The sequence below is a fragment of the Fructobacillus evanidus genome, assembly GCF_963580165.1.
GTDB lineage: Bacteria > Bacillota > Bacilli > Lactobacillales > Lactobacillaceae > Fructobacillus > Fructobacillus evanidus.
In genome coordinates, this window is the sequence record NZ_CAUZLM010000007.1 from 28,667 (window position 1) to 53,493 (window position 24,827).

Below are 24,827 nucleotides of genomic sequence, written 5' to 3' on the forward strand. Positions count from 1 at the left end.
GGTGGCCTTGCCTAGAAAAAACGTAACCTGTCTGACTGCCCTACTTGAAAATCAAGTATTAACCGCCGGACAGCCCTATCTAAAAAGTAGACACGAACTATCTCTGATGGCCCTACTTAAAAATCAAACAAAGACAACTGATTTTCATCCGGTAAGTCCGAGATGACCGAGTGCAACGTTAAGAACTCGATAATAGTCTGGGAAACCTTGCCCCGCTTCTTCAAGTCTTCTTTACTGATAAACTTCTTTTCAGCGCGGGCCGCCACAATTTGCTTGGCCACGTTATCACCCAAACCAGGAATCGTTGAGAACGGTGGGATTAATTCATTACCATCAATGACCCAATCCGTCGCTTCTGATCGATAAAGGTCAACCATCTTAAAGGAAATTCCTCGTTCTAGCGCTTCATTGGCCATTTCCAAGACAGTCTGCAGGTCTTGGTCACCCTTGGTGGCATCATTACCGAGGTCACGAATCTTGGCGATGGCTGATTTAACCGCTTCCTTACCGCGAGCCATGGCAACCACATCAAAGGCTGAGGCACGGACTGAGAAATAAGTCGCGTAATAGACCGCCGGGAAGTAAACCTTAAAGTAGGCAATCCGCAATGCCATCAACACATAGGCCGCCGCGTGGGCCCGGGGGAACATATACTTAATCTTCAAACAAGATTCGATATACCACTCCGGCACCTCATGCTTGCGCATCAGTGCCTGGTACTCATCGGTAATACCCTTACCCTTTCGAACCTTTTCCATAATGTTAAAGGCATCTTCAGAAGGCAGGCCATAGCCGATTAAATCAGTCATGATTTTATCACGGGTTCCAATCACCGTTGCGATTGTCGCTGTTCCGTTTTCAACCAAGTCGTGGGCGTTACCCAGCCACACATCCGTTCCGTGGGACAAACCAGAAATCTGTAACAATTCCGAATAGGTATGTGGTTGCGTGTCTTCCAACATCCCCCGCACAAAGTTCGTTCCAAATTCCGGCAACCCAAGGGTTCCGGTCTTCGAATTAATTTGCTCAGGGGTCACCCCTAAGGCCTCGGTTGAGGTAAAGAGACTCAAAACACCTGGGTCATTAGCTGGAATTGACTGTGGGTCAATCCCGGACAAATCCTTCAGCGTCCGGACCATCGTGGGATCATCATGTCCCAGAATATCCATCTTCAAAAGGTTATCGTGAATCGAATGGTAATCCATGTGGGTGGTTTGCCACAAGGCCGTTTGGTCATCGGCTGGGTATTGTACTGGGGTGAAATCATAAATATCATAGTCGGCTGGGACAATCAGGATACCACCGGGATGTTGCCCAGTCGTCCGCTTGACCCCGGTAATACCGGAAGCCAACCGTTCTACTTCGACGCCACGGTAGTGCTTATCATGGTCACGTTCATAGGCCTTCACATAACCAAAAGCCGTCTTTTCAGCCACGGTCGCAATCGTGCCGGCACGGTAAACCTTCTTCTCACCGAACATCACCTTCATATAATTATGGGCAATCGGCTGGTAGTCACCTGAGAAGTTCAAATCGATATCGGGCACCTTATTTCCGGTGAAGCCCATGAAGGTTTCGAAAGGAATATTTTGCCCATCACCGATGAGCATTTCACCAGGGTGGTTTGGGTCTTCCTTGTCGGGCAAATCATAGCCCGAACCATACTTTTTTTCATCGGCTAACTCAAAGTAATCGCCATGAGCCGACCGATAATGTGGTGGCAAGGGATTCACTTCGGTAATTCCAGACATCGTGGCCACGAAAGACGATCCAACCGAACCACGAGAACCAACCAGGTAGCCGTCCTTATTGGACTTGGCTACCAGGCGTTGGGCAATCATATAGTGCGGCGCAAAGCCGTTACCGATGATTGACTTCAACTCCCGGTCAATTCGTTCCTGAATCAACTCAGGCAGTGGGTCGCCATAAGCTTCCTTGGCAGCAGCAAAGGTCTTCTCGCGCAATTCATCACCGGCTTCTGGAATCTTTGGTGGGAATGATCCCTCCTTCAATGGTGAAATATCCTCCACCTGATTTGCAATGGCGTGTGTGTTTGTAATGACAACTTGCTTGGCCTCATCCTCGCCCAAGAAAGCAAACTGATCAAGCAAGTCCTGGGTCGTCCGGAAGTGCAAATCCGGCAAGTTTGTCCGGTTCAACGGATTTCCTGGTTGTGACCCAATCAGAATGCTTCGATAAATTTTATCTTCGGGGTTCGTATACTTGACGTCGCCCGTTACCGCAACCGGCTTATTCAATTCCTGACCAAGCTGAATCATTTCCTTGATCAGCTTTTCCAGCTTACTTTTATTGGCAATCAGTTGGCTATCCAACATTGGTTGGTAGTTTGCCAGTGGCTGAATTTCCAAGTAGTCATAAAAGGCAGCCTTCTTCTTAGCCGCTTGATACCCCTTTTCAATCAGCGTGACGATCACATCACCATCAGTATCACCGGTTCCAATCAACAGCCCCTCCCGATATTTAACCAGAACGGACCGCGGAATTCGTGGCACCTTGTTAAAGTAGAGGACGTTTGATTCCGAAACCAGGCGATACAGATTTTTTAGGCCAGTCTCATTTTGCACCAAGACAGACAGGTGGAATGGCCGGCCATGACGCCAAGCCCCACCATCGAGCATATGGTCGTTTAACTGATTCAGGTTTGATAGATCAAAGCGTTCCTTAGCCTCTTTTAGTAACTTCCAAGCCAAGTGACCGGTCGTTTCGGCATCGTAAATGGCGCGGTGGGCCTGCTCCAACTCGATACTAAACTTCTTGGCTAAAGTACCCAAACGATAAGACTTATAGTCGGGATACAGCCAACGCGTTAGGGTCAACGTATCGATCACAGGATTTGAAATTGCTTCTTCACCATATCGGTCATAGGTAGCATTCAAGAAGTCCACATCAAAAGTCACGTTATGACCAATCAAAATCGTCCCAGCGGACCATTCCCGAAAGGCATTAATCACATCCTTTTCGGGCTTGGCGTTAGCCACCATGGCATCGGTAATCGACGTTAAGTTCGTCGTAAATTCGGACAGTGGGAAGCCAGGGTTGATATATTCTGAGAACTTGTCAACCACGTTCCCCAGTTCCATCTTCACGGCCGATAATTCAATAATTCGGTCCGAAACGGCCGACAACCCCGTCGTTTCCAAATCGAAGGCGACGTAGGTTTGGTCCTTGGCCAAGAGGTCTAAGTCCTTGGTGTTATAGGCAATCGGATCACCATCCTCAACGACGTTGGCTTCCATACCATAAATCATTTTCAAATTATGCTTTTTGGCCGCAGCAATCGCCGTTGGATACCCTTGAACGTTGCCGTTGTCCATGACCGCCAGCGTCGTCTGGCCCCAGTTTTCAGCCAAGCCAGCCAAGCCGTTAAAATCAGTGACCGCATCCATCCCAGACATATTGGTATGGGCATGCAGTTCGATGCGCTTTTCCTCGCCCTCATAGGGTTCGGCTCGCTTTTCGTGGTCAACGACTTGAAGGTCATAGATGTTTAAGGCTAATTCACGAGCGTAGGTATCCTCTTGCACGTTTCCACGGACCTTAACCCACTGACCCGCCTTTAATTGATCGAAGACGGCCTCGTCCTGCTCATTATTTGAAAACTTCTTCGCCGTAATTGATGAAGAGTAGTCCGTAATCTTTAAGGTCATTAATTTACGACCGGACCGAAGTTCGCGAACTTCATCGGCAAAGACAAACCCTTCAACGACGACCCGCGACTCCTCACCATCAATTTCCTCTAAGCGAGTGACTGGGATATCAGCGTTGATGGCGCGGCCAAGGCGCAGTGCAACCCCAGATGCAGACTTCTTTGGCTTGGCCGCATTGGCCTTTTCAATGGCCTGATTGATACTTTCTTGAACAGCCTGATGGTGAGACTGGTAATCTTGCGACAACTTTTCCTGCATCTTTTCGTCGACTTGGATGGCAAAGGTCAAATCAGGCAAGCCAAAGCTTTGATAGACTGCTTGCAATTCAGCCAAAACATTCTTCGTCATGGCAGCAGCCAAATTAGGCATTGCCGTGGCAATCAATACCTGACGGTCTTTCGCCAAATTGATTTGCGAAGAAGCCGCTAACTGTTGCCCAACGGCAAACGGCAAACTGGTTTTGGTCAAGGCTAAGTGAAAATAGTCTCGAATCACTTCGTCGCTAACCGTTGTATTAGCGGCTTCAATGGCCAAATCAACTGAGGAAACGTGTTGGAAATTTCCTTTCAGACCTTGGGAAAAACTCAGGTATACCTGGAAGGGCAAAACCTGATTTAACGCCAAGACAAAGCGCCAAGACTTTTCAACCGGATTAACCTCAACCGCCTTTAAGTACCCACCTTGAAAATACGCCCGGTTCTCTTCCCCTTGCTTCGTTTGGGTCAGTAATTGTTCTAATTGTTCTTTTGGGCTCAGCGGCATACAAAAACCTTTCTATGACAGCAAAAAGCCGATCTACATCGGCTTTTTGTCAAACTTACTGTGCATCTTCTTGCCCATCTAATAAGACGGCAATCGATTCATTTACTTCTGAAATACGCATTTCAAATTCAGATTGGGTACCACGAACAGTGACTTCCACAATCCCTTCACCGGCCTTCTTACCAATCGTAATGCGGATTGGCAAACCAATCAAATCAGCATCGGCGAACTTGACACCTGGACGTTCCTTACGGTCATCAACCAAGACTTCTAATCCTTGGTCAGTCAATGAAGCTTCCAATTCAGCCGTGACCTTGGCCTGGTCATCATCCTTCAAGTTGATGGGCACAAGGTGAACATCGAATGGCGCAACGCTTGCTGGCCAAACCAATCCCTTGTCGTCACTCTTTTGTTCTGCAATTGCTGCCAACAAACGAGAAACACCAATGCCATAAGAACCCATAATCATGTCGGTATTGCGGCCATTTTCATCAAGCACTTGGGCACCCAAGGCCTTTGAATACTTTGTTCCTAATTTGAAAATGTGGCCAATTTCGATTCCCTTGGTGAATTGTAGCTTTCCCTTACCGTCAACGGAAAGGTCCCCTTCCTTGGCTGTTCGGAAATCAGCAACCTGGTCATCAGCCAATTCAACATCTCGACCCCAGTTCACGTTCAAGAGGTGCTTGCCATCTTCATTGGCTCCTGCGGCAAAGTTGACCAAATCAGCGGCACGCTCGTCAACTAGTAATTGAACGTTTTCTGGCAAACCAACTGGTCCTAATGAGCCAAATGATGCCCCAACAGTTTCCTTAACCAATCCTTCATCGGCCAATTCAACTTCTGGATAGCCCAAATGATTTTGGACCTTAACCAAGTTCACTTCAAAGTCACCAGTTGTCACAACAGCAACCAAGTCTTGGTCAGGAGTGATAACCATGATTGTCTTCACTAGTTGAGCAGGATCTTCATCCAAAAGTTCTGCTAATTCTGCAATCGTTTTTGCATTTGGCGTATCAATCTTTTGTAATTCAGCTAATTCTTGACCCTCTTGTGGATTTTCCTGGCGAACATAAGCATCCTTGGCCATTTCCAAGTTAGCTGCATATTCGCTTTGATCAGAATAAACAATCGTGTCTTCCCCAGCAGCTGCGGGTGCTGAGAATTCCTTTGAATCAGAACCACCCATGGCACCAGCATCACCAACGATTACCCGGTAATCAATGCCAATTCGATCAAAGATCTTCACGTAAGCTGCTTCCATCTTCGTAAAGGCAGCATCCAAACCAGCTTGATCAGCTGAGAATGAATAAGCATCCTTCATAATGAATTCACGCGTCCGCAAAAGGCCAAAACGTGGGCGACCTTCATCACGGAACTTGGCTTGAATTTGATAAACCAATAATGGTAACTTTTTATAAGACTTCACATCGTTAGCAAAAAGTTCCGTAAAGGTCTCTTCATGCGTTGGGCCCAAGATAAAATCACGGTCCTGACGGTTCTTAAACTTATATAAATCTTGGCCATAAGTAGCATAACGGCCTGACCGCTCCCACAATTCAGCAGGCAAAACTTCAGGCACCAACATTTCGTTGGCATCAACCGCATCCATTTCCTCACGGATGATGGCTTCAATTTTGTTCAACACACGCTTTGCCAATGGTAAGTAAGCAAACATCCCAGCCGTAACGGGTCGGATGTAACCGGCCTTCAAGAGCAATTGATGTGATTTTACTTCGGCGTCAGCGGGAATCTCCCGCAAGGTTGGCATGAAAAGCTGTGATTGTTTCATAAAGTCCTTCTTTCGACTAATTTTAATTAATAGGCAATGGCCTGTCATGAAAAAGCGAATAACATTATTTGTAAATCATTATTGACCCAAGTCCTTAATGGTCACTAAGATCATCAAGACAACCAGTAAGGCTGTTCCAGCACCAGTCAATGTTGTTGCTAACCAGGCAGGCGCAGGTCGCCTGAAGATTGCTTCAATAAGGTCTAAAAAGATTTTACCACCATCCAAAGGCGGAATTGGTAAAAGATTGATTAAGCCCAGGTTAACCGATAGCAGTCCCAGCAGGGCTAGCACCGTGACAAATCCTTGGTGCGATGCCTGGGCAGTTGTCTTGGCTAACATCACGGGGCCACCCAGTTTGTTGATTGAAAAGCCACCCACAAAAAGATCCTTGATTCCGTTACCTACTTGAGTAAACCACGTACCCGTATTGAGGAGAGAAAACTTAATTCTTGACAGCGGATCGCGGTAACTTTTCACCCCAACCCCGATTCGAATTTGTTTTTGTCCTGAAACCTCGCTTAATTCAGGCGTTACTGTTTTATTCAACGTCTTGCCTGACCGACTGATTTTCAATTGCAGTGATTGGTCGGCCTTCTTCGTCACCTCATTAGCAAAATCAGTAAAGCTCTGAACGCTTTGACCGTTGACGGCCAAAATCTTATCACCAGACTGAATGCCAGCCTGAGCGGCCGGTTCACTCTTGACTACCTGGCCAATAATTGGTTCATTAAAGTGAACTGAAGGCAAGGCAAAACTTAAAATTCCGGCAGCTAAAATAGCCAAAATAAAGTTCATTGCCGGTCCCGCAAAGTTAATCAACAACCGTTTCCAAACAGGCGCTGATTCAACCCACGTGTTTGCGGGAGCAATACGCGTAGTAATCCCCTCTTGGTCGGTCTTAATCGCTGTTTGGGCAACCGTCAACGTCAACAAATTTTCTTCATCCTGACGGTAACCGGTCATGGTCATGTCATGGACCAAATCAGCTGAATCGACTTGGAAAAAGAAGCCGGGGCCATCCTGGTCAACCCGCTCATCCATGCTTTCAACTTCGCCGGCCTGATTTAAGACCAGTCGAAAACGCTGCCCAGCCTCGAGCTCATCCTTTTCCATCTCGCTCGCCATGCGCACATAGCCACCAACGGGTAAAAGACGAATCGTATAAGCCGTTTGATTCTTATACCATGATAAAATTTTTGGGCCCATGCCAATGGCAAACTCACGAACCAAGACACCTGATTTTTTGGCGACAATAAAGTGACCAAATTCATGGAAACCGACCAACAGGCCAAAAACAATCAAAAAAGCGATAATCGCAGTGATGTTCATTTATTTCATCCTTAAAAAAAGCTACAAAGTTCTTGTTCTAATTTAGCTGAGAAAAGCAGCCAGACAACAGGTTTTGGATGTTACTGAAGCATCCCCAAGACAGCCATCAAGGGCATCACAACCAACATTGAATCGAAACGGTCTAAGATACCACCGTGACCTGGCAAAATGCGACCAGAATCCTTAACACCGAAGTGACGCTTCAAAGCAGATTCAATCAAATCACCGATTTGACCAGCGATTGACAGCAAAACAGCCATAATAACCAAATCCCAGACGGCATATGGCAAAGCATTGGTCAAAGCGTACAAGGTAACCACAACAACCACCGCAATCACTGTCCCACCAACAGAGCCTTCCCAAGTCTTGTTAGGTGAGAGGTTCGGTGACAACTTGTGCTTACCAAAGGCTTTGCCGACAAAGTAAGCAAATGAATCTGTCAACCAAACCAAAAGCATTCCGAAGAATAAGACGGATAAGCCACGGAAATCAGCCAAGTAGAAATAGTGGAATCCAGTTCCAATATAAACCATGGCCAAAAATAGCGTACCAGCATCCTGGAAATTAAAGCTCTTCTTAGCAAAAACCGTTCGAGCAAGGAACAAAAAGGCCAGACCGTAAATCACGGATTGGCTATTGACCGTTGCCGGCCAAAAGCCGCTTTGCCAAAAATCTTTCGGCAGGATGATAGCGACAACTCCGATATAAGAAATCAGGGCTTCAAAAGAAACCAATAGCGTGTGGGTCATCTTCAAAACTTCACTCATCGCCACAATTCCCAAAGCAATGGTCAAAACTAGCAATGGTAAGTCCCCAATAATAATTAAGGGAATAAAAACAACCAAGGCCAAAACGGCCGTAATAATCCGCGTTTTCATCGGAATTTCTCACTTTCAAAATTTAAATCTTTTTTTCGTTTATGCCACCCTCTTTTGCATCCGGGTAGCGACTAGATGTCGTGATTACTGATTTTATGAGCTGACCTTACCAAAGCGACGATCACGCTTGGTAAAACTCTCCAGTGCCAATTCGAACTGTTCTTGGTCAAAATCAGGCCAAAGAACCGGCGTAAAGTAAAACTCCGAATAGGCGGCCTGATAAGGTAAGAAGTTCGAGAGTCGCTCTTCACCAGAGGTCCGAATAATCAAATCAGGATCGGCCAAGTCACCTAAGAATCCTGTCGTTAATTCAGCAGCAAAGGCCGCTGGGTTAATGTCTTCAACCGCCATTTCGCCATCTTGCACCTTTTTAGCCAGTGCCGCTGCGGCATCAACGATTTCTTTTTGGCCACCATAGTTCAAAGCAAAGTTCAAAACCATCCCAGTATTTTGACTGGTTTGTTCCTTAGCGTCGTAAACCGCCTTTTTGGTTGCTTCGGGCAAGGCATCAATATCGCCAATGGTTTCCACTCGAACATTTTGTTCAATTAACTCCGGTACAAAGGTATCAAAGAAAGTGACCGGTAGTTTCATTAAAAAGGAAACTTCATCCTTGGGTCGGGACCAATTTTCCGTTGAAAAGGCATAGAGTGTCAAAACAGAGACACCAGCAGAAGAGGCTAATTTAGTAACCGTCTTGACCGTCTCCATCCCTTGCTTATGACCCGCAACCCGGGGCATATGCCGTTTTTTGGCCCAACGACCATTCCCATCCATAATAATGGCTAAGTGCTTTGGAATCTTTAATTCATTTAAGACCAAGTGGTGACCGACTAAATGTTTCTTTTTATGTGAAAATACCTTTGCCAACAGGCTCATCGTTTTGTCTCCGTCCGACTTTCGTCATTTAATTCATTCCTCACTATTTTACCAGAAAAAAGCGGGCAAACAAAAAAATGCCGGCTGAAATTCGCCGACATTTTGGTTACTAGTGTTGTTTTTTGATGATTGGGCAGCCAAACACTTTATTGAACCGTGACTGATTTTGCCAGGTTACGAGGACGATCAACATCCAAATGACGGTCCAATGTTGCATAATAAGCAATCAATTGGGCTGGGATAACAGCCAAGATTGGCATCAACAATTCTTCCACTTCAGGCAAAACAAAAGCATCGCCATCCTTAGTCAAGCTCTTTGAAGCAATCACAACCGTATTAGCACCACGGGCAGCAACCTGAGCCACTTCACCACGGAGCAAGCCGGCCGTCTTCTTTTGCGTCAACAACGCGAAGACCGGTGTACCATCCTCAATCAAAGAAATCGTGCCGTGCTTCAATTCCCCGGCTGCAAAGCCTTCTGTCTGCACGTAAGAGATTTCCTTCAACTTCAAAGCCGCTTCCAAAGCAACCGCAGCATCCAAGCCACGACCGATATAAAAGGCTGACTTTTGATCCTTCAAGGCCGTTTCAGCAATCTTCTTAAAGGCTTCCTTTTCATCCGTAATGGCTGAGATTTCAACAGCGACCTTGGCCAATTCTGCCTTCAAATCAAAGCCAGGGTTTCCCAAGGCTGAAGCCAAGATGGCTTGGACTAAAACTTGGGCCGTGTAAGCCTTGGTTGAAGCCACGGCGATTTCTGGGCCGGCCAAGACTGGCAAGGCAAAATCAGCTTCGCGGGTCAACGTTGAGTTCATCACGTTGGCCAACGTCAAAGCTGGGAAGCCCTGCTTCTTGACGTTATCCAACACTTCACGAGAATCAGCCGTTTCGCCAGACTGAGACAAGAAGATAAAGAATGGCTTAGCTGACAACATTGGTTGGTCGTAGGCAAATTCGGAAGCAATGTGCACTTCCGTTGGAATCTTTGCCCATTGTTCGAAGTAACGCTTTCCAACCAAACCGGCGTGGTAAGAAGTTCCAGCCGCGACGATGTAAAGTCGATCAGCCTCCTTCATCTTGTCGGTGATGGCGCAACCGATTCCTTGCAACTGCCCCTCTTCATCGAAGTAATGAGCAGCAATGTTGCGGGCAACGACCGCTTGTTCATCGATTTCCTTCAACATATAGTAAGGATAAGCACCCTTATCAGTGTCTTCTGGGTCAATTTCCAATGTAAAGTGTTCGCGATCAACTGGTTCTTCATTAGCATCATAAACGGCCACTGAGTCTGGCTTGATGATCGCGATATCACCATCGCGCAATTCGATAAATTCTTTGGTCACATCAATCATGGCTGCGGCATCAGACGTTACCACGTTCCCATGGTCAGAAACACCAACCAAAAGTGGTGACTTCTTCTTAGCGGCAAATAAAGTACCGGGTTCCTTCGTATCAATCAACAAGAAACCATAAGCTGAGTTGTCGCCCAACAAAGAAATCATCTTCCGGAAAGCTTCAACGTTTGACAAGCCTTCTTCAGTAGCAAACTTGTCAACCAATTGAACAGCGACTTCCGTATCCGTTTCAGATACGAAGTGAACACCTGGCAAGTATTCAGCCTTCAATTCTTGGTAGTTTTCAATAACACCGTTGTGAACCAAGTAAAAACGGTCATCGGCTGACTTTTGTGGGTGGGCGTTTTCAATCGTTACGTTCCCATGAGTTGCCCAACGAGTGTGCGCAATACCAGAAGTCCCAATAAAGCCATTGGCCTTCGCTTTTTCAGCTAACTTGGCGACCCGTCCCTTCTCACGAATATAGGCATCATTGCCTGCATTATCCATCAGATAAACACCGGCAGAATCGTAACCACGGTATTCCAACTTTTGCAAACCATGCAAAAGGCATGGCAAAGCCTGTTCAACACCGGTTACTCCAACAATTCCACACATACAAAATTTCTCGCTTTCAAAAAAATTGGTTTGGTAATACTTTTTAAGTTAACAACTGCTATTCTATCAGTATTATTCGCTTAGTCAATCCCGAAATCAATAATTGGTATAGACTAAATGACCGGCAGTAGTCAACTTTCTTCACAAAGCTGATTTTCCAGGCGTTTAAATCAGTTCCAAAGCCTGGCTGACATGTGCTAAACTAAATAAAATTCAAAACGAAAAAAGGAGTGCACAATGGTACAGCAAGTCGATTACCGTCTTACCGGCGGTCAAGTCTTAAACGTCTTTAATCAAGAATTTGAGGAAAAGGATGTCTGGATTAAAGGCGAAAAGATTGTCTTTGTCGGTGATAACCAGGACTTGGAGGCCAAGACCACTATCGATTGTCACGGTCGTTGGCTCGTGCCCGGCTTTATCGATGCTCACCTTCACATCGAATCGTCTTTGCTAACCCCTTCTGAATTCGGCCGTCTTTCCCTTGAAAACGGCGTTACCCGAATCTTCGCCGACCCACACGAAATCGCTTCCGTGGCCGGCATTTCGGGTATCCAGTACATGCTTGATTCCGCCAAGCAGACACCATTACACATCCACTATATGCTGCCGTCGTCCGTGCCAGCCACTCCATTTGAGCATGCCGGTGCCATCTTAGATGCGGACGCCCTGCGTCCCTTCTACCAACACCCAGAAATCGCTGGTTTAGCCGAAGTCATGGACTTTCCAGCAGTCGCTAACGGCCAGGCCGACATGTTGCAGAAAATTGCAGACGCCCAGGAAGCCCACCGGCACGTTGATGGCCACGGTGCTGGATTAGGTCCTGCCGAACTATCTATCTACCGCGCCTACGGTATTGATACCGACCACGAAGCAACGAGTAAAAAAGAAGCTCTAGACCGTGTCAACGCCGGTATGGCCGTCTTCTTGCGCGAAGGAACCGTTGAACGCGATGAGCTCGCCCTTCTCCCAGCCGTGACAAAGGCCAACGAAGGTCACTTTGCTTTCGCTACCGATGATAAATCAGCTGCAGATATCCAAAAAGAAGGCTCCATCAACTTTAATATCGCCTTGGCCATCGAGAATGGTCTCACACCCGAATTGGCCTATACTCTGGCTTCTTATAACGGTGCAACCGCCCACCACCTGCAAAATGTTGGTGCCTTAGCTCCTGGTTTCGAGGCCGATTTGGTCATACTGACTGATCCAGAGCAAGTTACCATTGACCAGGTCATGGTTGGTGGCCAATTCTTTGAAAACGAGCAGGAAAACGCCTTGTTACTCCCCGGTCAGCAAATCAATTTGACCTTTAGCAAAGCCGATTTGGCCTTGCCATTAGATGCCAGCAAAAAAGCCCACGTGATTGAAATTGAGCCCCACCACATCACCACGAAGCACCAGGTAGAAATTGTGCCAGTTGATGAAGACGGCCAATTTGCACCAAACGAAACCTTCGCCAAGGTAGCCGTGATTGAGCGCTACCACGACCTCGGCCACGGTCTGGGTATCATCAAGGGCCTTTCTCTAAAAGATGGCGCCATCGCTTCCACCATTGCTCACGATTCCCACAACTTGATTGTTGCTGGTGTCAATGACGACGATATGGTCTTGGCCGTTGAAACCCTCAAGAAAATCGGTGGTGGCCAAGTGGTTGTCAGAAACGGTCAGGTAACGACCTTACCATTGCCTATCGGCGGTTTGATGTCTGATTTGCCTTACGAAGAATTAATTCAAAAGCAGCAGACCCTAAATGAAGCCTTTGCCAAAATTTCACCACTAGCCTTCGACCCATTCTTGACCCTTTCTTTCATGGCCCTACCCGTGATTCCTTCGCTAAAAATTACCGACCAAGGACTCTTTGACTTCGCGCAATTTGCCTTTATTCAAATTCAGGATTAAACTATTTCTCATGCAAGCTATTAATATTACCCCAACCGAATTACTCAACGTCCTCGCCGGCCAAGAAGTCACGGCTGACGAAAAGATGACCGGCCAGTTCCTCCTGGTTGCCAAGGAAAATCAGGACCGCCACCTGCCGTCAGCCATGGCGGGTGCCGTCGCCGATATCGCGCTCGGCCAAGTCCAGTTACAAACTTTGGTCCACCCCATGAAAATTGCAGTCGACTTACCCGATTGGACGCCCTACCAGATTGAAGAGAGCTTCTTAACCAAGGAGCCCCATAACTGGTTTGGCCCCGAAGCCATTGTGATTGAAAAGCGTTTCGACGACTTTACCAAGGGATACGAAGGGCCTCGCGATGACCGTGGTGGCATTCCACGAACGGCAATCCCAAAAAATATCGCCGAACCACTCCTCATCGAAGACGCCTACTGGGCGGCCTACAAGACCTTTGTCAACGATCCCGACGGTACATTTGCCAAACAGATTGTGCCCTTTTTCCAGGAGTAATTTATCAAGAAATTTTGCGCCACCCCATTTGAGGAGGGCGCTTTTTTGATGGATATTTACCCTTAGCCTGCCAAATTCCCCGTCAAATACTCCAAAAAAAATAAGCACCTAAAAAGCGAAACCACCATTCACTTCGGCAGTTTCGCTTTTTTCTTAGCTTTATTTATTCATCGGTTTTCTTGCTAACGTTGACATGGCGTGGCCGTGCCCCGTCAGCCGGGCCAATGTAACCAGCATTTTCGAGGTCATCAACCAGGCGGGCCGCCCGGTTATAACCAATCCGGAAGCGGCGTTGAAGCAATGAAGTCGAGGCCTTCTGCTGGTCAATCACGAATTCTAGTGCTTCCTCGAACAATTCATCATCCGAATTGCCACCACCATTTTCATCCTGGGCAACTTCTTCGTCGGTGACCGTCATCTTCTCATCATAAACGGCATCTTGTTCGCCCTTGACGAAATCAACAATGGCAGTCACATCCTGATTTGAAATAAAGGCACCCTGCAGTCGCTTATGAGCCTTGCCAGGTGGGGCAAAAATCATGTCTCCGCGGCCAAGCAACTTTTCGGCCCCGTTCGTATCCAAAATTGTCCGCGAATCGATTCCCGATGCCGTTCGAAAAGCGATTCGACCGGGAATATTCGACTTAATCGTTCCATTAATCACCTTCACGTCGGGACGCTGGGTCGCTAGAATCATGTGAATCCCGGCAGCTCGCGCCTTGGCTCCCAAGCGGGCAATCGACACTTCAATTTCAGAGCCAACCGTTGCCATCAAATCAGCAAATTCATCGACAACCGCCACGATATAAGGTAACTTCGTCATGATCGCATTGCCGGTCTCCTTGGCATGCGCATTATTGTCGTCCACGGCCGCATTATACTCACCGATATTGCGCTTGCCAAATTGAGCCAGCAGATCATAACGGTTTTCCATCTCATCCACTAACTTTTGTAGTGACTTCGCTGCCTTACGTGGATCGGAAACAACAGGGGTCAATAGGTGTGGAATGCCGTTATAAATCGACAACTCGACCACCTTGGGATCGACCATCATCAGCTTTACTTCGGAAGGTTTGGCCTTTAGAAGCAAGGAAACAATGATGCCGTTCAACCCAACTGATTTTCCAGAACCCGTGGATCCAGCAATCAGCAAGTGCGGCATGGCTGATAAGTCCACTGACACGATATTGCCAGTCACATCACGGCCCAATGGAACCGTTAGCAAGCCCTGGTCTAAGGTGTTAGACTGCTCAATCATCGAGCGAAAACCAACGACCGCCTGCGTATCGTTTGGCACTTCGATGCCGACATAGGGCTTTCCAGGAATTGGCGCTTCAATTCGAATTGATTTCGCCGCTAAGGCCAAGGCCAAATCATCCGCCAAATTCGCAATTCGGTTGACCTTCACACCCTGACCCGGCTTGAGCTCATACTGGGTAACCGTTGGTCCCAAGGAAACCGAGGAAACGGTTGCGTCAACACCAAAGGATTGTAGCGTGTCATGGACCAGACGAGACTTCGCATTCAAGCTTTGGGCCTCCTTAGTCTGGTCGGTCGGCTGAGTCTTTGTTAAGAGTGAGGTTTGCGGCAACTGGTAATCATCGTCGTCCACAGCACTAGCATTAAGGTGCACGTCCTCACTTCCCTGCGAACTAGTAGGTTGCACTGGTGCAGCGGGAGTAGGTGCTGGGCTCGGCGTTGTCGGTGCTTGCCAATTAATAGTTGGTTCAACCGGGTCGGCACCCAAATTCAATCCTTCTTCTGCTGGCAAATCAGCCCCATCTCCGGCAATGTCTTTGGCGGGATCAGGGAAGAATGGGTCTGCTGCCGGTTCATCTGCCTTCGGCTCCGTTTTACTCAAGCCAAATGGGTGATCACCAAATTCCGTCAAATCCTGTTGCTTTTTTTCAGCCAGCAATTGACGCTGATCACGCTTTTGACTTTGTTGTTTTTGGAACTCCGTAAAGTTTTCATGGGCCTTGACAACACCCTTTTGTGCCAAGTCACGAGCGGGCAAACGGAAAGTGACAATTATACCCGCAATATACAAAACAACGACAATAATCGCTACACCAACGTTTGATAAGAGGGTGAAGGTTAATTGGTATAAAAGAGCCCCTAACATACCAGCTCCAACCGGTGTTCCAGCGGATTGATTGGTCATATCCTGGCCAATCAATCGAATTACCTGGGAAGCATAACCACCACCTGGCAATTCGTTTTGTGTGAAGAACAGCATCGATGACAGCAAGACCGTTGCCAAGTAGATCATCCCCACTCCGACATAGATGCGACCTGGAATTGGATAACTTTTGTCCATCACTAGATAAACCGTTGCCCAAGCAATCAGTGGCAACAAAGTAATTTGGTACAAGTTTCCAAAGAAGAAGCGCACCATATCCGCTAGGTAAATCCCAAAAAGTCCTAATTGGAAAATTGCAAAAATTGATAATAAGATAATCGCCAGTAGGCCAACAATTTGTCCAGCAGTACCTGCCCGACTAACTTTCTTTTTCTTTTGACTGCGACGTTTCGTCTGCTTAGCCATGAGGGTTCTCCTTTGCCTCAGACCGCTTAAATGGTCTAAAAATGTCTAGTTTACTCCTTCTATCTTAGCACAGTCGCCTCTTTTGCTCCTAGTGTTTTCAGGACTGAAAACACTAGCTTTAGCCACGGTCGTCTAGACCATTTTCCTGATTTTTCCTTTACCTGCTCCTATTGTCCATGATAAACTAATTTCAACGCAAAATATTAAAATTGGAAAAGTTGATATATACCAACTAATTTTAATTTTAATTACTAGAGAATAGGCGTTTAATAGTTATCGTTTTATAAATAATTATAAATTGGTACTGTTTATTTTTTAACAAATATTCTCACGGATAGCACAGAAAGTAGGAAATTATGTTCACGCACACTCGGAAGTTACAATACAACGCCAAGCCTGATCGTCCGGACCCATTGATGGCCCGTCGTCTGCAAGAAGCATTGGGTGGCCAATGGGGTGAAACAACCGGCATGATGTCATACCTTTCGCAGGGTTGGTCATCAACTGGCGATGAAAAGTACAAGGACTTACTTTTAGACACTGGAACCGAAGAAATCGGTCACGTGGAAATGATTTCAACAATGATTGGCTATTTGCTCGAAGGTGCGCCAATCTCTGATGCTGACGTTGCCGGCGACCCACTTAAGGCAGCCACATTGTCCGGCATGGACCCTGAACACGCACTGGTTCATGGTTTGAACGCCGGTCTAACGAACCCAAATGGTGCAGCTTGGAATGCCGGCTACGTGACTTCATCCGGTAACTTAGTGGCCGACATGCGTTTTAACGTTGTTCGTGAATCACAGGCCCGCCTCCAAGTTTCTCGTCTCTACAACATGACAGAGGACAAGGGAATCCGCGATATGTTGAAGTTCTTGTTGGCTCGCGAAACGCAACACCAACTTCAATTTATGAAGGCCCAAGAAGAACTCGAAGAAAAGTACGGCGTCATCGTTCCTGGCGACATGGGCGATATCGAACATTCAGAATTCGCCCACACCATCATGAGTTTCTCTGACGGCACTGGCTCAAAGGCCTTTGAAGGCCAGGTAGCCAAGGACGGACACAAGTTCACTTACCAGGAACACCCTGAAGCCATGGGTGGCGTTCCTGAGGTGAAGCCCGCGGACAAGCGCTTGAAGAACAACCAAGGCTAATTTTCACCCACCAATTGGCTCCTCTCCCGTATATTTATATATGAAAGAAGCTGCTTACCTCTTCGATTTGAGAAGAAGTAGGCAGCTTTTTTTGGTGGATTGAAAAATCAGGCAGTAAAGCCAACTATTCGAAGCGCTTCAGCTGAAAGGCCGATAAATCAGTCGTAATTTCTTCTTGATTAGCCCTTTTAGCAGCCAATTCGCCAAGAACACTGGCAAACTTAAAGCCATGACCACTTAAACCGGTCACAAATTGCACATTTGGATGACCCGGTAACTGGTCAATAATAAAATCGCCATCTGGTGATTGATCATACGTGCACGAAGCCCCATGGTTCAGTGGCCCAACCCCTTTTAGATAGTCTTCCAACAGAGGCAGCACTTCCTCTTTATCTGAAGCATAATCACCATAAGGAGTCCTCTGCGAGCGCTGGGTGATTGGCTGACCACCAGTATGTTGACCAATTTTGATTGTACCGTCCTTACCCGGAAAGCCATAATAAGTCTGCTCGTCATTAATTTCAATGGCATAGGCAGGGAAACCCTCATCCTCATTCAACCGTTCATCAGCCACATCAAACCAGGCAAAAACCTTGCGAAGTGGTTGGACTGGTACCTTTGCTAAAAGCTCCTTCACCCAAGTACCGGCCGATACTAAAATATTCTTTGCCCGATAAACCTGTTGAGCAGTTGTCACCACCACAATACCATCTTGAAAGTCAATTGATTGAACAGCGCTATCGAATTTTTGCTCAACACCGGCTTCCCTCGCTAAATCCAAATATGCTTGAATCGCAATTTCAGAGTTTAAATAACCAGCTTTCTTTTCGAGAATGCCGACGTAGTCAGCGCTAAAATTAAAGTTTTCCCAGCGTTGGCTGATTTCATCACCCGTTAATTTTTCATACGGTAATTGGTACTTTTGAGCACTCTTTTCAACATTTTCAATAAAATCAGTCCCCTGCCGGCCGACATTCAACAAAGCAGTCTGATGGAAGATATCGCGGTGAGTTTTCTGTTGCAATTCATCCCATAATTTTTGTGCACGCAAGAGCATTGGCAAATATTTCTCACCCTCACCGTAAGCATGACGGATCAACCGTGTCTGGCCATGATGAGAGCCCTGCGTATGCGGTGGCACCGCTACATCCACTTCCAAAACCTTCAAGCCTTTTTGACTAGCATAATAACCAGCAGCCGATCCGACTGAACCAGTCCCAATAATTGCAAAATCATATATTTCCGCCATCTTCAGCACCTCAAGCCTCTTTCAAGCAATTTTGGCCATCATAGCAGAAATAATACCGATGAACAAATAAAAACTTTTTCGACCATTCGCATAGTGACCTGCCCTTTAAAAACAAAAGAACCAGGTCTCTATAAAGTTCGAATTTCGTGTTGATTTCAGGCTTTATATCATTGCTTTTTTACAACTATTTTTACGGTAAATTTACGACAAATCTTCTGCAAATTCGGCAAAAAATAGTCCAAAACACACATTTACCGCAACTTTTCGACAAGTTCCGAAAAACTTCCATACAAACCAAAAGGCCCTATATTCTTGATATAGAGCCTTTTTTAATGGCAACAAAAAAGCCGCAACCGAAGTTGCGACTTTAATAGTAGCTCGTGAGAGAATCGAACTCTCGATTCCGCCGTGAAAGGGCAGCGTCTTAGCCACTTGACCAACGAGCCATGGTCAGTTGTTGCTTGATATCTCTATCAAACAACTATATTAGTATATCAACCATATCTCTAAATTGCAACCCTTTTTTGGAAATTTATTTTAATTTATCTTGTTCATAGGTATGAATCTTATCCAAGTTGGCAAAATCCTGTTGACGCAAGGCTTCATAGACCACGATTGCCACCGTGTTCGACAAATTCAAAGAACGAATATGTTCATCATTTTGCGGAATCCGAATTGCCTTTTCAGGATTCTGACGCATAAAGACTTCAGGCAAACCGGTTGTTTCCTTTCCAAAAAGGAAGTAATGGTCGCCATCATCCAATGTATAGTCCGGATCCGTATAGTCCTGGTTAGCAAATTTTGAAACCAAGTAAAGATGATCCGTTGGCTTTAAGGTAGCCAAAAAATCAGGTAAAGAATCGTGCTTGACCAAATCCACATGATCCCAGTAATCCAAACCAGCCCGCTTCACCGCTTTATCTGAAATATCAAAGCCTAAAGGCTCGATTAAATGCAAGACAGCATTTGTACCGGCAGTCGTTCGGGCAATATTCCCCGTGTTCGCCGGCATAACCGGTTCAAATAAAACAACATGATTCGTCATTTTGTTTCTCCTAATTCTTTGTCTAATTCTTCTTTAAATAACTTTGAGTTTGTCCGCCACCAGGTATAAAGGTGAACTACCAAAACCTTTAAGACAGCATAACCAGGGACTGCCAGAATAAAGCCAAGCAGACCGAAAATTTGACCAGAGGCCAATAAGACAACAATCACCGTCACTGGATGGATATCCAAGGCATCCCCCAAAATCTTCGGTGTAATGACATGACCTTCCAATGGTTGCTCAATAACTAAGACAATCGCTGCCAAAACTGCCATCTTCACTCCACCGGTCACAAAGGCCACCGCAAAGACTGGCACCTGCGCCAAGAAGGAACCTAAATACGGAATCAAGTTCAAGACACCAGCCAAGATAGCCAACAAGATCCCAGAAGGCAAGCCGATAATCGTATAACCAATGGCAAACATAATCGTCACAGACAACGCCACTCCCAATTGTCCCCGAATATACTTTGAAATTTGTTCCGATAACTCAGCCAGGAGATTTTTCGTTGATGGTCGCGCCTTGGGCGGCAACTTGTCGATAATAAATTCTGGCAAATGAGCACCATCAACTAGCAAATAATACAGGATAAAGGGCGTTGAAACCAAAACAACACCGACTTCACTTAAGCGGGCCGCAAAGTGGCCAACACCAGAAATACTAGCACCCAGATGAGATTGTACCCAGGCGATCGCCGTATGGTTAATTTGGTCGTTCGACGTGACCAAAATGTTCCGCAACTGATCATACTGCTTTCCTTCAAATGTTTCCTTAATCCAATCCTGGCCCTCACGTAAGTAACTTGGCCAATGGGTTAACAAATCGGTTACTTGGACCGTCACTACCCGAGCCAGAAAGGCAATCGCCGCTACCAAGATGAGGATAAAAAGGACAAGGACAACCAACACAATTCGATTTCGTTTCCAGCCTAACTTCGTTTCCAACTTTGTGACTAAGGGATTCAATAAGTAGTAAAAGACCCCTGCAATCAAAATTGGTGCCCCAACCGCAGCGACAAAGGACTCAATCGGTCCAAAAATAAAGCGTACTTGATAGGCTAACCAAATGATTAACAAGACTAAGACCACCGCAGTTAAAGTTTTAAGTCCCTTAACCGATGTCAACCCCGTCGATTTTTTTCCGTTTTCTCTCGGCATAGTTGCTCCTTTTCATGACATTTCTATTACTAAACATTTTACCATAGCACTAACTCAAAAAGGGCCTTGACCAACGCTTTCCCCGTGGCAATTCGGTGGCAAATGAGCCGCTCTCCTTAAAAATCAGAAACCAACATGTTGTTACTTTTTTAGCTACTCAGTCGAGACCATGACAAAAATGTGCTACAATATCCCTGATTAGAATATTAAAAAAGGAGTGACACTGAACATGACTGTTCATCACGTACTATTTGGTACTTATACCCGCCAAAGTTCAAAGGGCATTTACGAAGCTGATTTTGACGAAGCAACCGGTCAATTGTCCGATGCACGCTTAGTTTTTGCTGGCACGAATCCGACCTACTTGGCGATTTCCAAGGAAAACGTTGTTTACGCCGTTGAAAAACGTGGCGATGAAGCTGGTGTTGTTTCGCTTGATAACGCCACCCGTCCCATGTCTGAAATCGGCTTGAATGTAACCGAGGGTTCTGCCCCCGCTTACATCGCCGTTGATGAAGACCGTCAATTGGTCTTTGCTGGCTACTACCACCGTGGTACAGTTGAAGTTTACGCTATTCAGCCCGGTGGTTCTCTGGTCTTAAAGGACACATGGCACAATAGCGGTTCTGGTCCTCGTCCAGAACAAGACAGCTCCCACGTTCACTATGTCAACTTGACGCCTGACAATCGTTTGGCTGTTGTTGATTTGGGAACCGATGAAGTCATTACCTTAGATGTCGACCCTGACGGCCTTTTGACCGATGTTGCTCGCTATAAGGCGGACGACGGTTTTGGACCACGTCATTTACGCTTCTCTCCTGACGGTCAATACGCTTACGTCTTGGGTGAATTGTCATCATTGCTTTCCGTTTTGAAGTACGACGCAGAAGACGGTTCATTTGCCCATGTCATGACGATTTCAACTATCCCTTCTGACTGGGACGAACACAATGGTGCTGCGGCCATCCGCTTGACGGAAGACGGCCGTTTCATCTACACGTCAAACCGCGGTCACGATTCCGTTTCTGTCTTCCAAACATCCAACATGGGAGCAGAAATCGAATTGATTCAAACGATTTCGACTGAAGGTTCATTCCCTCGCGACATGAACTTCGATCCAGCCGAAAAGTTCTTGGTTGTCGCTAACCAGAAAACAGACAACGTTTCTGTCTTCTCCCGCGACCACGAAACTGGTGAATTAACACTAGTTCAAAAAGACTTTGCCATCCCTGAAGGTGTCCGAGTAAAGTTTGAAGGCTAAAACCAAACTGATTTTTCAAAGAGTTGCTCGGGCAACTCTTTTTTTACGCCCTTTTTCGTCAAGGCAATCAAAAAAAGACCCTTGCTATCGCAAGAATCTTCCATAAAAATTTTTAATTAGCGAGCCATACGTCGTTCAGCATAGCCCAATGCCCGTGAAATGGTAAAGGTCAACACAAAGTAAATCAGTGAGGCAATCACCAGTGGCATAAATGGTTCAAAGGAAGCTCCCTGAACAACGCCCGTTTCATACATCAACTCGCCGACACCGATAACTGAGATAACAGAGCCTTCCTTGATGACCGAAACAAACTCATTTCCCAAGGCTGGCAAAATCGTGCGGACAGCCTGTGGCAAAATTACCAAACGCATCGTCTTGGCATGAGAAAGTCCCAAAGACCGAGCAGCTTCCGTTTGTCCCTTATCAACCGATTCAATTCCAGAACGGATGATTTCAGCCACATAAGCAGCGGAATTCAAGCCCATCGCCAGCGAACCAGCTACGAAAGCCGACAAGTGCAAGCCAATCGCCTGTGTTCCGAAGAAGACCATAAAGGCCTGGACCAGCAAAGGTGTTCCCCGAACATATTCAACGTAAATGTTTCCAATCGCCTTGAGGATAAAGACGGATGAAAGCTTCAAGAGGGCAAAGAAGGTTCCCAACGTGGTTCCAATCAAGACACCGACCACAGCTAAGGCCAACGTAATGCCAGTCCCTTCAACGAAGTAGTGACCATACTTTTGCCAGTAAGACTTGTCCTTTGAGGCAAACATCTGCTTTTGGGCCTGCTTCTTCCAGTTATTGAACTGACCATTGGTCGTCACCTTATCAATGACCTGGTTGACTTGAGCCACCAAGGCTGGTGAATTCTTAGGAACAGCAATCGAGGTCTGTCCGGTTGAATCCGCTGAGAACTTTGGCTCAACCACCGCAAACTTCGGATTCTGATCCGCATAGGCTTGGGCAATCGTCTTTTCAGCCACGACCCCGGCTACAACCCCTTGTGACAACTGAGAAATCAGGTTAGGATACTTTTGCAATGAAACAACCGTCGCCCCAGGAATCGTCTTAGCAGCATCTTCCTGGATGGTTTGGGTTTGTGCCCCAATCTTTTGACCAGAGAAGGCTGACAATTCGCCACTTTCATACTTGGCCTTGTTTGTCTTCAACACAATCATTGTCTGGGGTGATTTCAGATAGACATGGGAAAAGTCGACTTGTGACTCTCGCTCTGGTGTTGCTGAGAAGCCAGAAGCAATCATATCAATCTTGCCAGTTTTCAAAGCCCCCAAAAGGGCATCAAAGCCCATGTCTTCAATTTGAATTTTAACGCCCAATTTCTTAGCAATCGCCTTTGCTAAGGAGACATCGAAACCAACGATTTGATCCTTACCATCGATTTGGCTATGAAATTCGTAAGGTGCATAGTCTGCTGACAAGCCAACGACCAATGTCCCCTTCTTTTGAATCCGCTCCAAAGTTGGATCCGTTTCAGCTGCACTGGCCTTGGTCGTGAAGGCTGCCGCAGATGCTAGTACAAGGGGCAAAACCAAGATAGCCAAGGTCATCCAGGTCAGCATTTTTTTGCTAATTTTTTTGAACATATTCAATCCTTTTGTTAGTCAGGGACCAACATTTTATTTTTGTTATCCGACCATTCATTTTGCAATGTCTGACATCAAAAAAGAGCTCGCAAAGTAACCAGCTCTTTTCGCACTTACCTATTCTACCAATAATAAGCCATAAAAAAAAGCCCACACGAAGTGTGGACTCCCTGAAACAGGTACCTGTAGGCCATGTTTTGTTCCAGTACTTAACAGGGATTAAGCACCTTCAGTAATCATCTATCTAAGCGTTACCGCCATACCGACCATCGTTTCATTTCACTAGGTCAGCCGCCCCTACCAAAGTTTGGGTTGCCCGCTTGTGGGGTTTACCTCGTCTCAAGTCCTAGACTTTCACCTAGGAATCCGTTTCTATGGCACTTTCAGACCTATTTTGACATAGCAAAGCCTTAGCCATTTCAGTCGCCGTCGTGGTTTGCACCACGCCTGGGTTTATTCTTTATCCCAGCACAAACACTACACCCATCGCAGAGTGTGCGAGCATGGACCTTCCTCACATGAGAAGTATCATGCGCAATTACTCAGTACCTGCCATTAAACAATTAAACCATCGTTAATCGCAATAAAAAGTTTACCACTTTTTAACTTAGTTTGCACCATTTTCTGAACCAAATACGGCTCGTTCCAAATTAGCAACGCGCTTAATCAAATCCAAGTTAGTTGGTGTTGCGCTTGGTGTCTCAACTGGAGCAGGTGCTGGCACCTCTTCAATGACCGGTGCTGGTGCAACCGGTTGGGCTTCGCGAACATGATCCTCAGCAGTCAATTCTTCTTGAGTCTGCTTCAAAGCAGTCTGCAATTGACCGACTTGCGTCTGCAATTCTTCAATGCGCTTGGTGAAAACGCCGTAATCAGAAATGATGTCATCCAAGAAACCATCAACATCATTGGGGTCGTAACCGACACCAACGCGCTTTTCCTTAAAAACGCGGTTGTAAATATCTTTTTGAGTATACTTTACTTGAGCCACAAGAAACACTCCTTTAAATTCTAATTGAACTAGGCTAATAATACCAGGAAAACCTGGCAGTAGCAAGTTTTACAGTCACGCTAGTAATACTACTGTAATTGTTTCAGATTAAACAAACGTTAATTTTTTAAATTTTATCCAACTT

16 protein-coding genes, 1 tRNA gene and 1 other RNA gene are annotated in these 24,827 nt (G+C 46.2%); 4 read left to right on the forward strand and 14 right to left on the reverse strand.

Features of this window, described 5'->3' with window-relative positions; all coding sequences use genetic code 11:
* Positions 1-116: 116 nt before the first annotated feature.
* From AABI08_RS06235 to glmS, 6 genes are all read right to left on the reverse strand, one after another.
* Positions 117-4,430 (reverse strand): PolC-type DNA polymerase III, encoded by a 4,314-nt coding sequence (locus tag AABI08_RS06235; protein WP_338344093.1) that lies wholly within the window; start codon positions 4,428-4,430, stop codon positions 117-119.
* A 55-nt stretch (positions 4,431-4,485) separates the two neighbouring features.
* Positions 4,486-6,222 carry a proline--tRNA ligase gene (locus AABI08_RS06240; RefSeq protein WP_203617414.1) on the reverse strand — a complete coding sequence of 579 codons (1,737 nt, stop codon included), beginning with the start codon at positions 6,220-6,222 and terminating at the stop codon, positions 4,486-4,488.
* Between the two features lie 78 nt (positions 6,223-6,300).
* Complete coding sequence (gene rseP / locus AABI08_RS06245; protein WP_338344091.1) at positions 6,301-7,554, reverse strand: RIP metalloprotease RseP; 1,254 nt, start codon at positions 7,552-7,554, stop codon at positions 6,301-6,303.
* Positions 7,555-7,634: 80 nt separating this feature from the next.
* A complete protein-coding gene (locus AABI08_RS06250; protein WP_338344090.1) occupies positions 7,635-8,432 on the reverse strand; it encodes a phosphatidate cytidylyltransferase in 798 nt (265 codons plus the stop codon).
* A gap of 93 nt (positions 8,433-8,525) precedes the next feature.
* On the reverse strand, positions 8,526-9,311 hold the full coding sequence (locus AABI08_RS06255; protein WP_338344089.1) for an isoprenyl transferase: 786 nt from the start codon (positions 9,309-9,311) through the stop codon (positions 8,526-8,528).
* 146 nt (positions 9,312-9,457) lie between these two features.
* The gene (glmS, locus tag AABI08_RS06260) at positions 9,458-11,263 is read right to left on the reverse strand and encodes a glutamine--fructose-6-phosphate transaminase (isomerizing) (RefSeq protein ID WP_338344088.1); all 1,806 of its coding nucleotides are present in this window, start codon (positions 11,261-11,263) and stop codon (positions 9,458-9,460) included.
* A gap of 237 nt (positions 11,264-11,500) precedes the next feature.
* Between glmS and ade the strand changes: the two genes are divergently transcribed.
* Both ade and AABI08_RS06270 read left to right on the forward strand, forming a co-directional pair.
* Positions 11,501-13,159 (forward strand): adenine deaminase, encoded by a 1,659-nt coding sequence (ade, locus tag AABI08_RS06265; RefSeq protein ID WP_338344517.1) that lies wholly within the window; start codon positions 11,501-11,503, stop codon positions 13,157-13,159.
* 10 nt (positions 13,160-13,169) lie between these two features.
* Entirely contained in the window at positions 13,170-13,670 is a 501-nt protein-coding gene (locus AABI08_RS06270) for a hypothetical protein (protein ID WP_338344085.1), read from the forward strand.
* A 163-nt stretch (positions 13,671-13,833) separates the two neighbouring features.
* Here the strand turns inward: AABI08_RS06270 and AABI08_RS06275 are convergent, their stop codons facing one another.
* Positions 13,834-16,218: an FtsK/SpoIIIE family DNA translocase gene (locus AABI08_RS06275; protein ID WP_338344084.1), complete on the reverse strand. Its 2,385-nt coding sequence runs from the start codon at positions 16,216-16,218 to the stop codon at positions 13,834-13,836.
* A 356-nt stretch (positions 16,219-16,574) separates the two neighbouring features.
* On the opposite strand from AABI08_RS06275, the gene AABI08_RS06280 reads away from it, so the two are divergent.
* Positions 16,575-17,375: a manganese catalase gene (locus AABI08_RS06280; RefSeq protein WP_059393467.1), complete on the forward strand. Its 801-nt coding sequence runs from the start codon at positions 16,575-16,577 to the stop codon at positions 17,373-17,375.
* A 124-nt stretch (positions 17,376-17,499) separates the two neighbouring features.
* On the opposite strand, the gene solA is transcribed toward AABI08_RS06280, so the two are convergent.
* The 4 genes from solA to AABI08_RS06300 form a co-directional block, all read right to left on the reverse strand.
* Complete coding sequence (gene solA, locus AABI08_RS06285) at positions 17,500-18,624, reverse strand: N-methyl-L-tryptophan oxidase (RefSeq protein ID WP_338344081.1); 1,125 nt, start codon at positions 18,622-18,624, stop codon at positions 17,500-17,502.
* A 374-nt stretch (positions 18,625-18,998) separates the two neighbouring features.
* A tRNA-Glu gene (locus AABI08_RS06290) sits at positions 18,999-19,070 on the reverse strand.
* A gap of 86 nt (positions 19,071-19,156) precedes the next feature.
* On the reverse strand, positions 19,157-19,669 hold the full coding sequence (locus tag AABI08_RS06295) for a tRNA (cytidine(34)-2'-O)-methyltransferase (RefSeq protein ID WP_059393471.1): 513 nt from the start codon (positions 19,667-19,669) through the stop codon (positions 19,157-19,159).
* Positions 19,666-20,826, reverse strand: coding sequence for an AI-2E family transporter (locus AABI08_RS06300; RefSeq protein WP_168778202.1), 1,161 nt, complete (start codon positions 20,824-20,826; stop codon positions 19,666-19,668). Before AABI08_RS06300 ends, AABI08_RS06295 begins: the two co-directional genes overlap by 4 nt.
* Before the next feature lie 229 nt (positions 20,827-21,055).
* Between AABI08_RS06300 and AABI08_RS06305 the strand changes: the two genes are divergently transcribed.
* Positions 21,056-22,087 carry a lactonase family protein gene (locus AABI08_RS06305; protein WP_168778201.1) on the forward strand — a complete coding sequence of 344 codons (1,032 nt, stop codon included), beginning with the start codon at positions 21,056-21,058 and terminating at the stop codon, positions 22,085-22,087.
* 116 nt (positions 22,088-22,203) lie between these two features.
* Here the strand turns inward: AABI08_RS06305 and AABI08_RS06310 are convergent, their stop codons facing one another.
* The 3 genes from AABI08_RS06310 to AABI08_RS06320 form a co-directional block, all read right to left on the reverse strand.
* Entirely contained in the window at positions 22,204-23,691 is a 1,488-nt protein-coding gene (locus tag AABI08_RS06310) for an ABC transporter substrate-binding protein/permease (RefSeq protein ID WP_338344079.1), read from the reverse strand.
* Between the two features lie 181 nt (positions 23,692-23,872).
* Positions 23,873-24,241: RNase P RNA component class B (gene rnpB, locus AABI08_RS06315), an RNA gene on the reverse strand.
* Positions 24,242-24,298: 57 nt separating this feature from the next.
* Positions 24,299-24,682, reverse strand: a complete 384-nt coding sequence (locus AABI08_RS06320) for a cell division regulator GpsB (protein WP_047974255.1) — start codon at positions 24,680-24,682, stop codon at positions 24,299-24,301.
* Positions 24,683-24,827 lie beyond the last annotated feature (145 nt).

Bases quoted from the DNA above. Each gene is read 5' to 3' on its own strand.
- AABI08_RS06235 (WP_338344093.1), bottom strand. From the start codon at position 4,430: ATGCCGCTGAGCCCAAAAGAACAATTAGAACAATTACTGACCCAAACG.
- AABI08_RS06240 (WP_203617414.1), bottom strand. From the start codon at position 6,222: ATGAAACAATCACAGCTTTTCATGCCAACCTTGCGGGAGATTCCCGCT.
- rseP (WP_338344091.1), bottom strand. From the start codon at position 7,554: ATGAACATCACTGCGATTATCGCTTTTTTGATTGTTTTTGGCCTGTTG.
- AABI08_RS06250 (WP_338344090.1), bottom strand. From the start codon at position 8,432: ATGAAAACGCGGATTATTACGGCCGTTTTGGCCTTGGTTGTTTTTATT.
- AABI08_RS06255 (WP_338344089.1), bottom strand. From the start codon at position 9,311: ATGAGCCTGTTGGCAAAGGTATTTTCACATAAAAAGAAACATTTAGTC.
- glmS (WP_338344088.1), bottom strand. From the start codon at position 11,263: ATGTGTGGAATTGTTGGAGTAACCGGTGTTGAACAGGCTTTGCCATGC.
- ade (WP_338344517.1), top strand. From the start codon at position 11,501: ATGGTACAGCAAGTCGATTACCGTCTTACCGGCGGTCAAGTCTTAAAC.
- AABI08_RS06270 (WP_338344085.1), top strand. From the start codon at position 13,170: ATGCAAGCTATTAATATTACCCCAACCGAATTACTCAACGTCCTCGCC.
- AABI08_RS06275 (WP_338344084.1), bottom strand. From the start codon at position 16,218: ATGGCTAAGCAGACGAAACGTCGCAGTCAAAAGAAAAAGAAAGTTAGT.
- AABI08_RS06280 (WP_059393467.1), top strand. From the start codon at position 16,575: ATGTTCACGCACACTCGGAAGTTACAATACAACGCCAAGCCTGATCGT.
- solA (WP_338344081.1), bottom strand. From the start codon at position 18,624: ATGGCGGAAATATATGATTTTGCAATTATTGGGACTGGTTCAGTCGGA.
- AABI08_RS06295 (WP_059393471.1), bottom strand. From the start codon at position 19,669: ATGACGAATCATGTTGTTTTATTTGAACCGGTTATGCCGGCGAACACG.
- AABI08_RS06300 (WP_168778202.1), bottom strand. From the start codon at position 20,826: ATGCCGAGAGAAAACGGAAAAAAATCGACGGGGTTGACATCGGTTAAG.
- AABI08_RS06305 (WP_168778201.1), top strand. From the start codon at position 21,056: ATGACTGTTCATCACGTACTATTTGGTACTTATACCCGCCAAAGTTCA.
- AABI08_RS06310 (WP_338344079.1), bottom strand. From the start codon at position 23,691: ATGTTCAAAAAAATTAGCAAAAAAATGCTGACCTGGATGACCTTGGCT.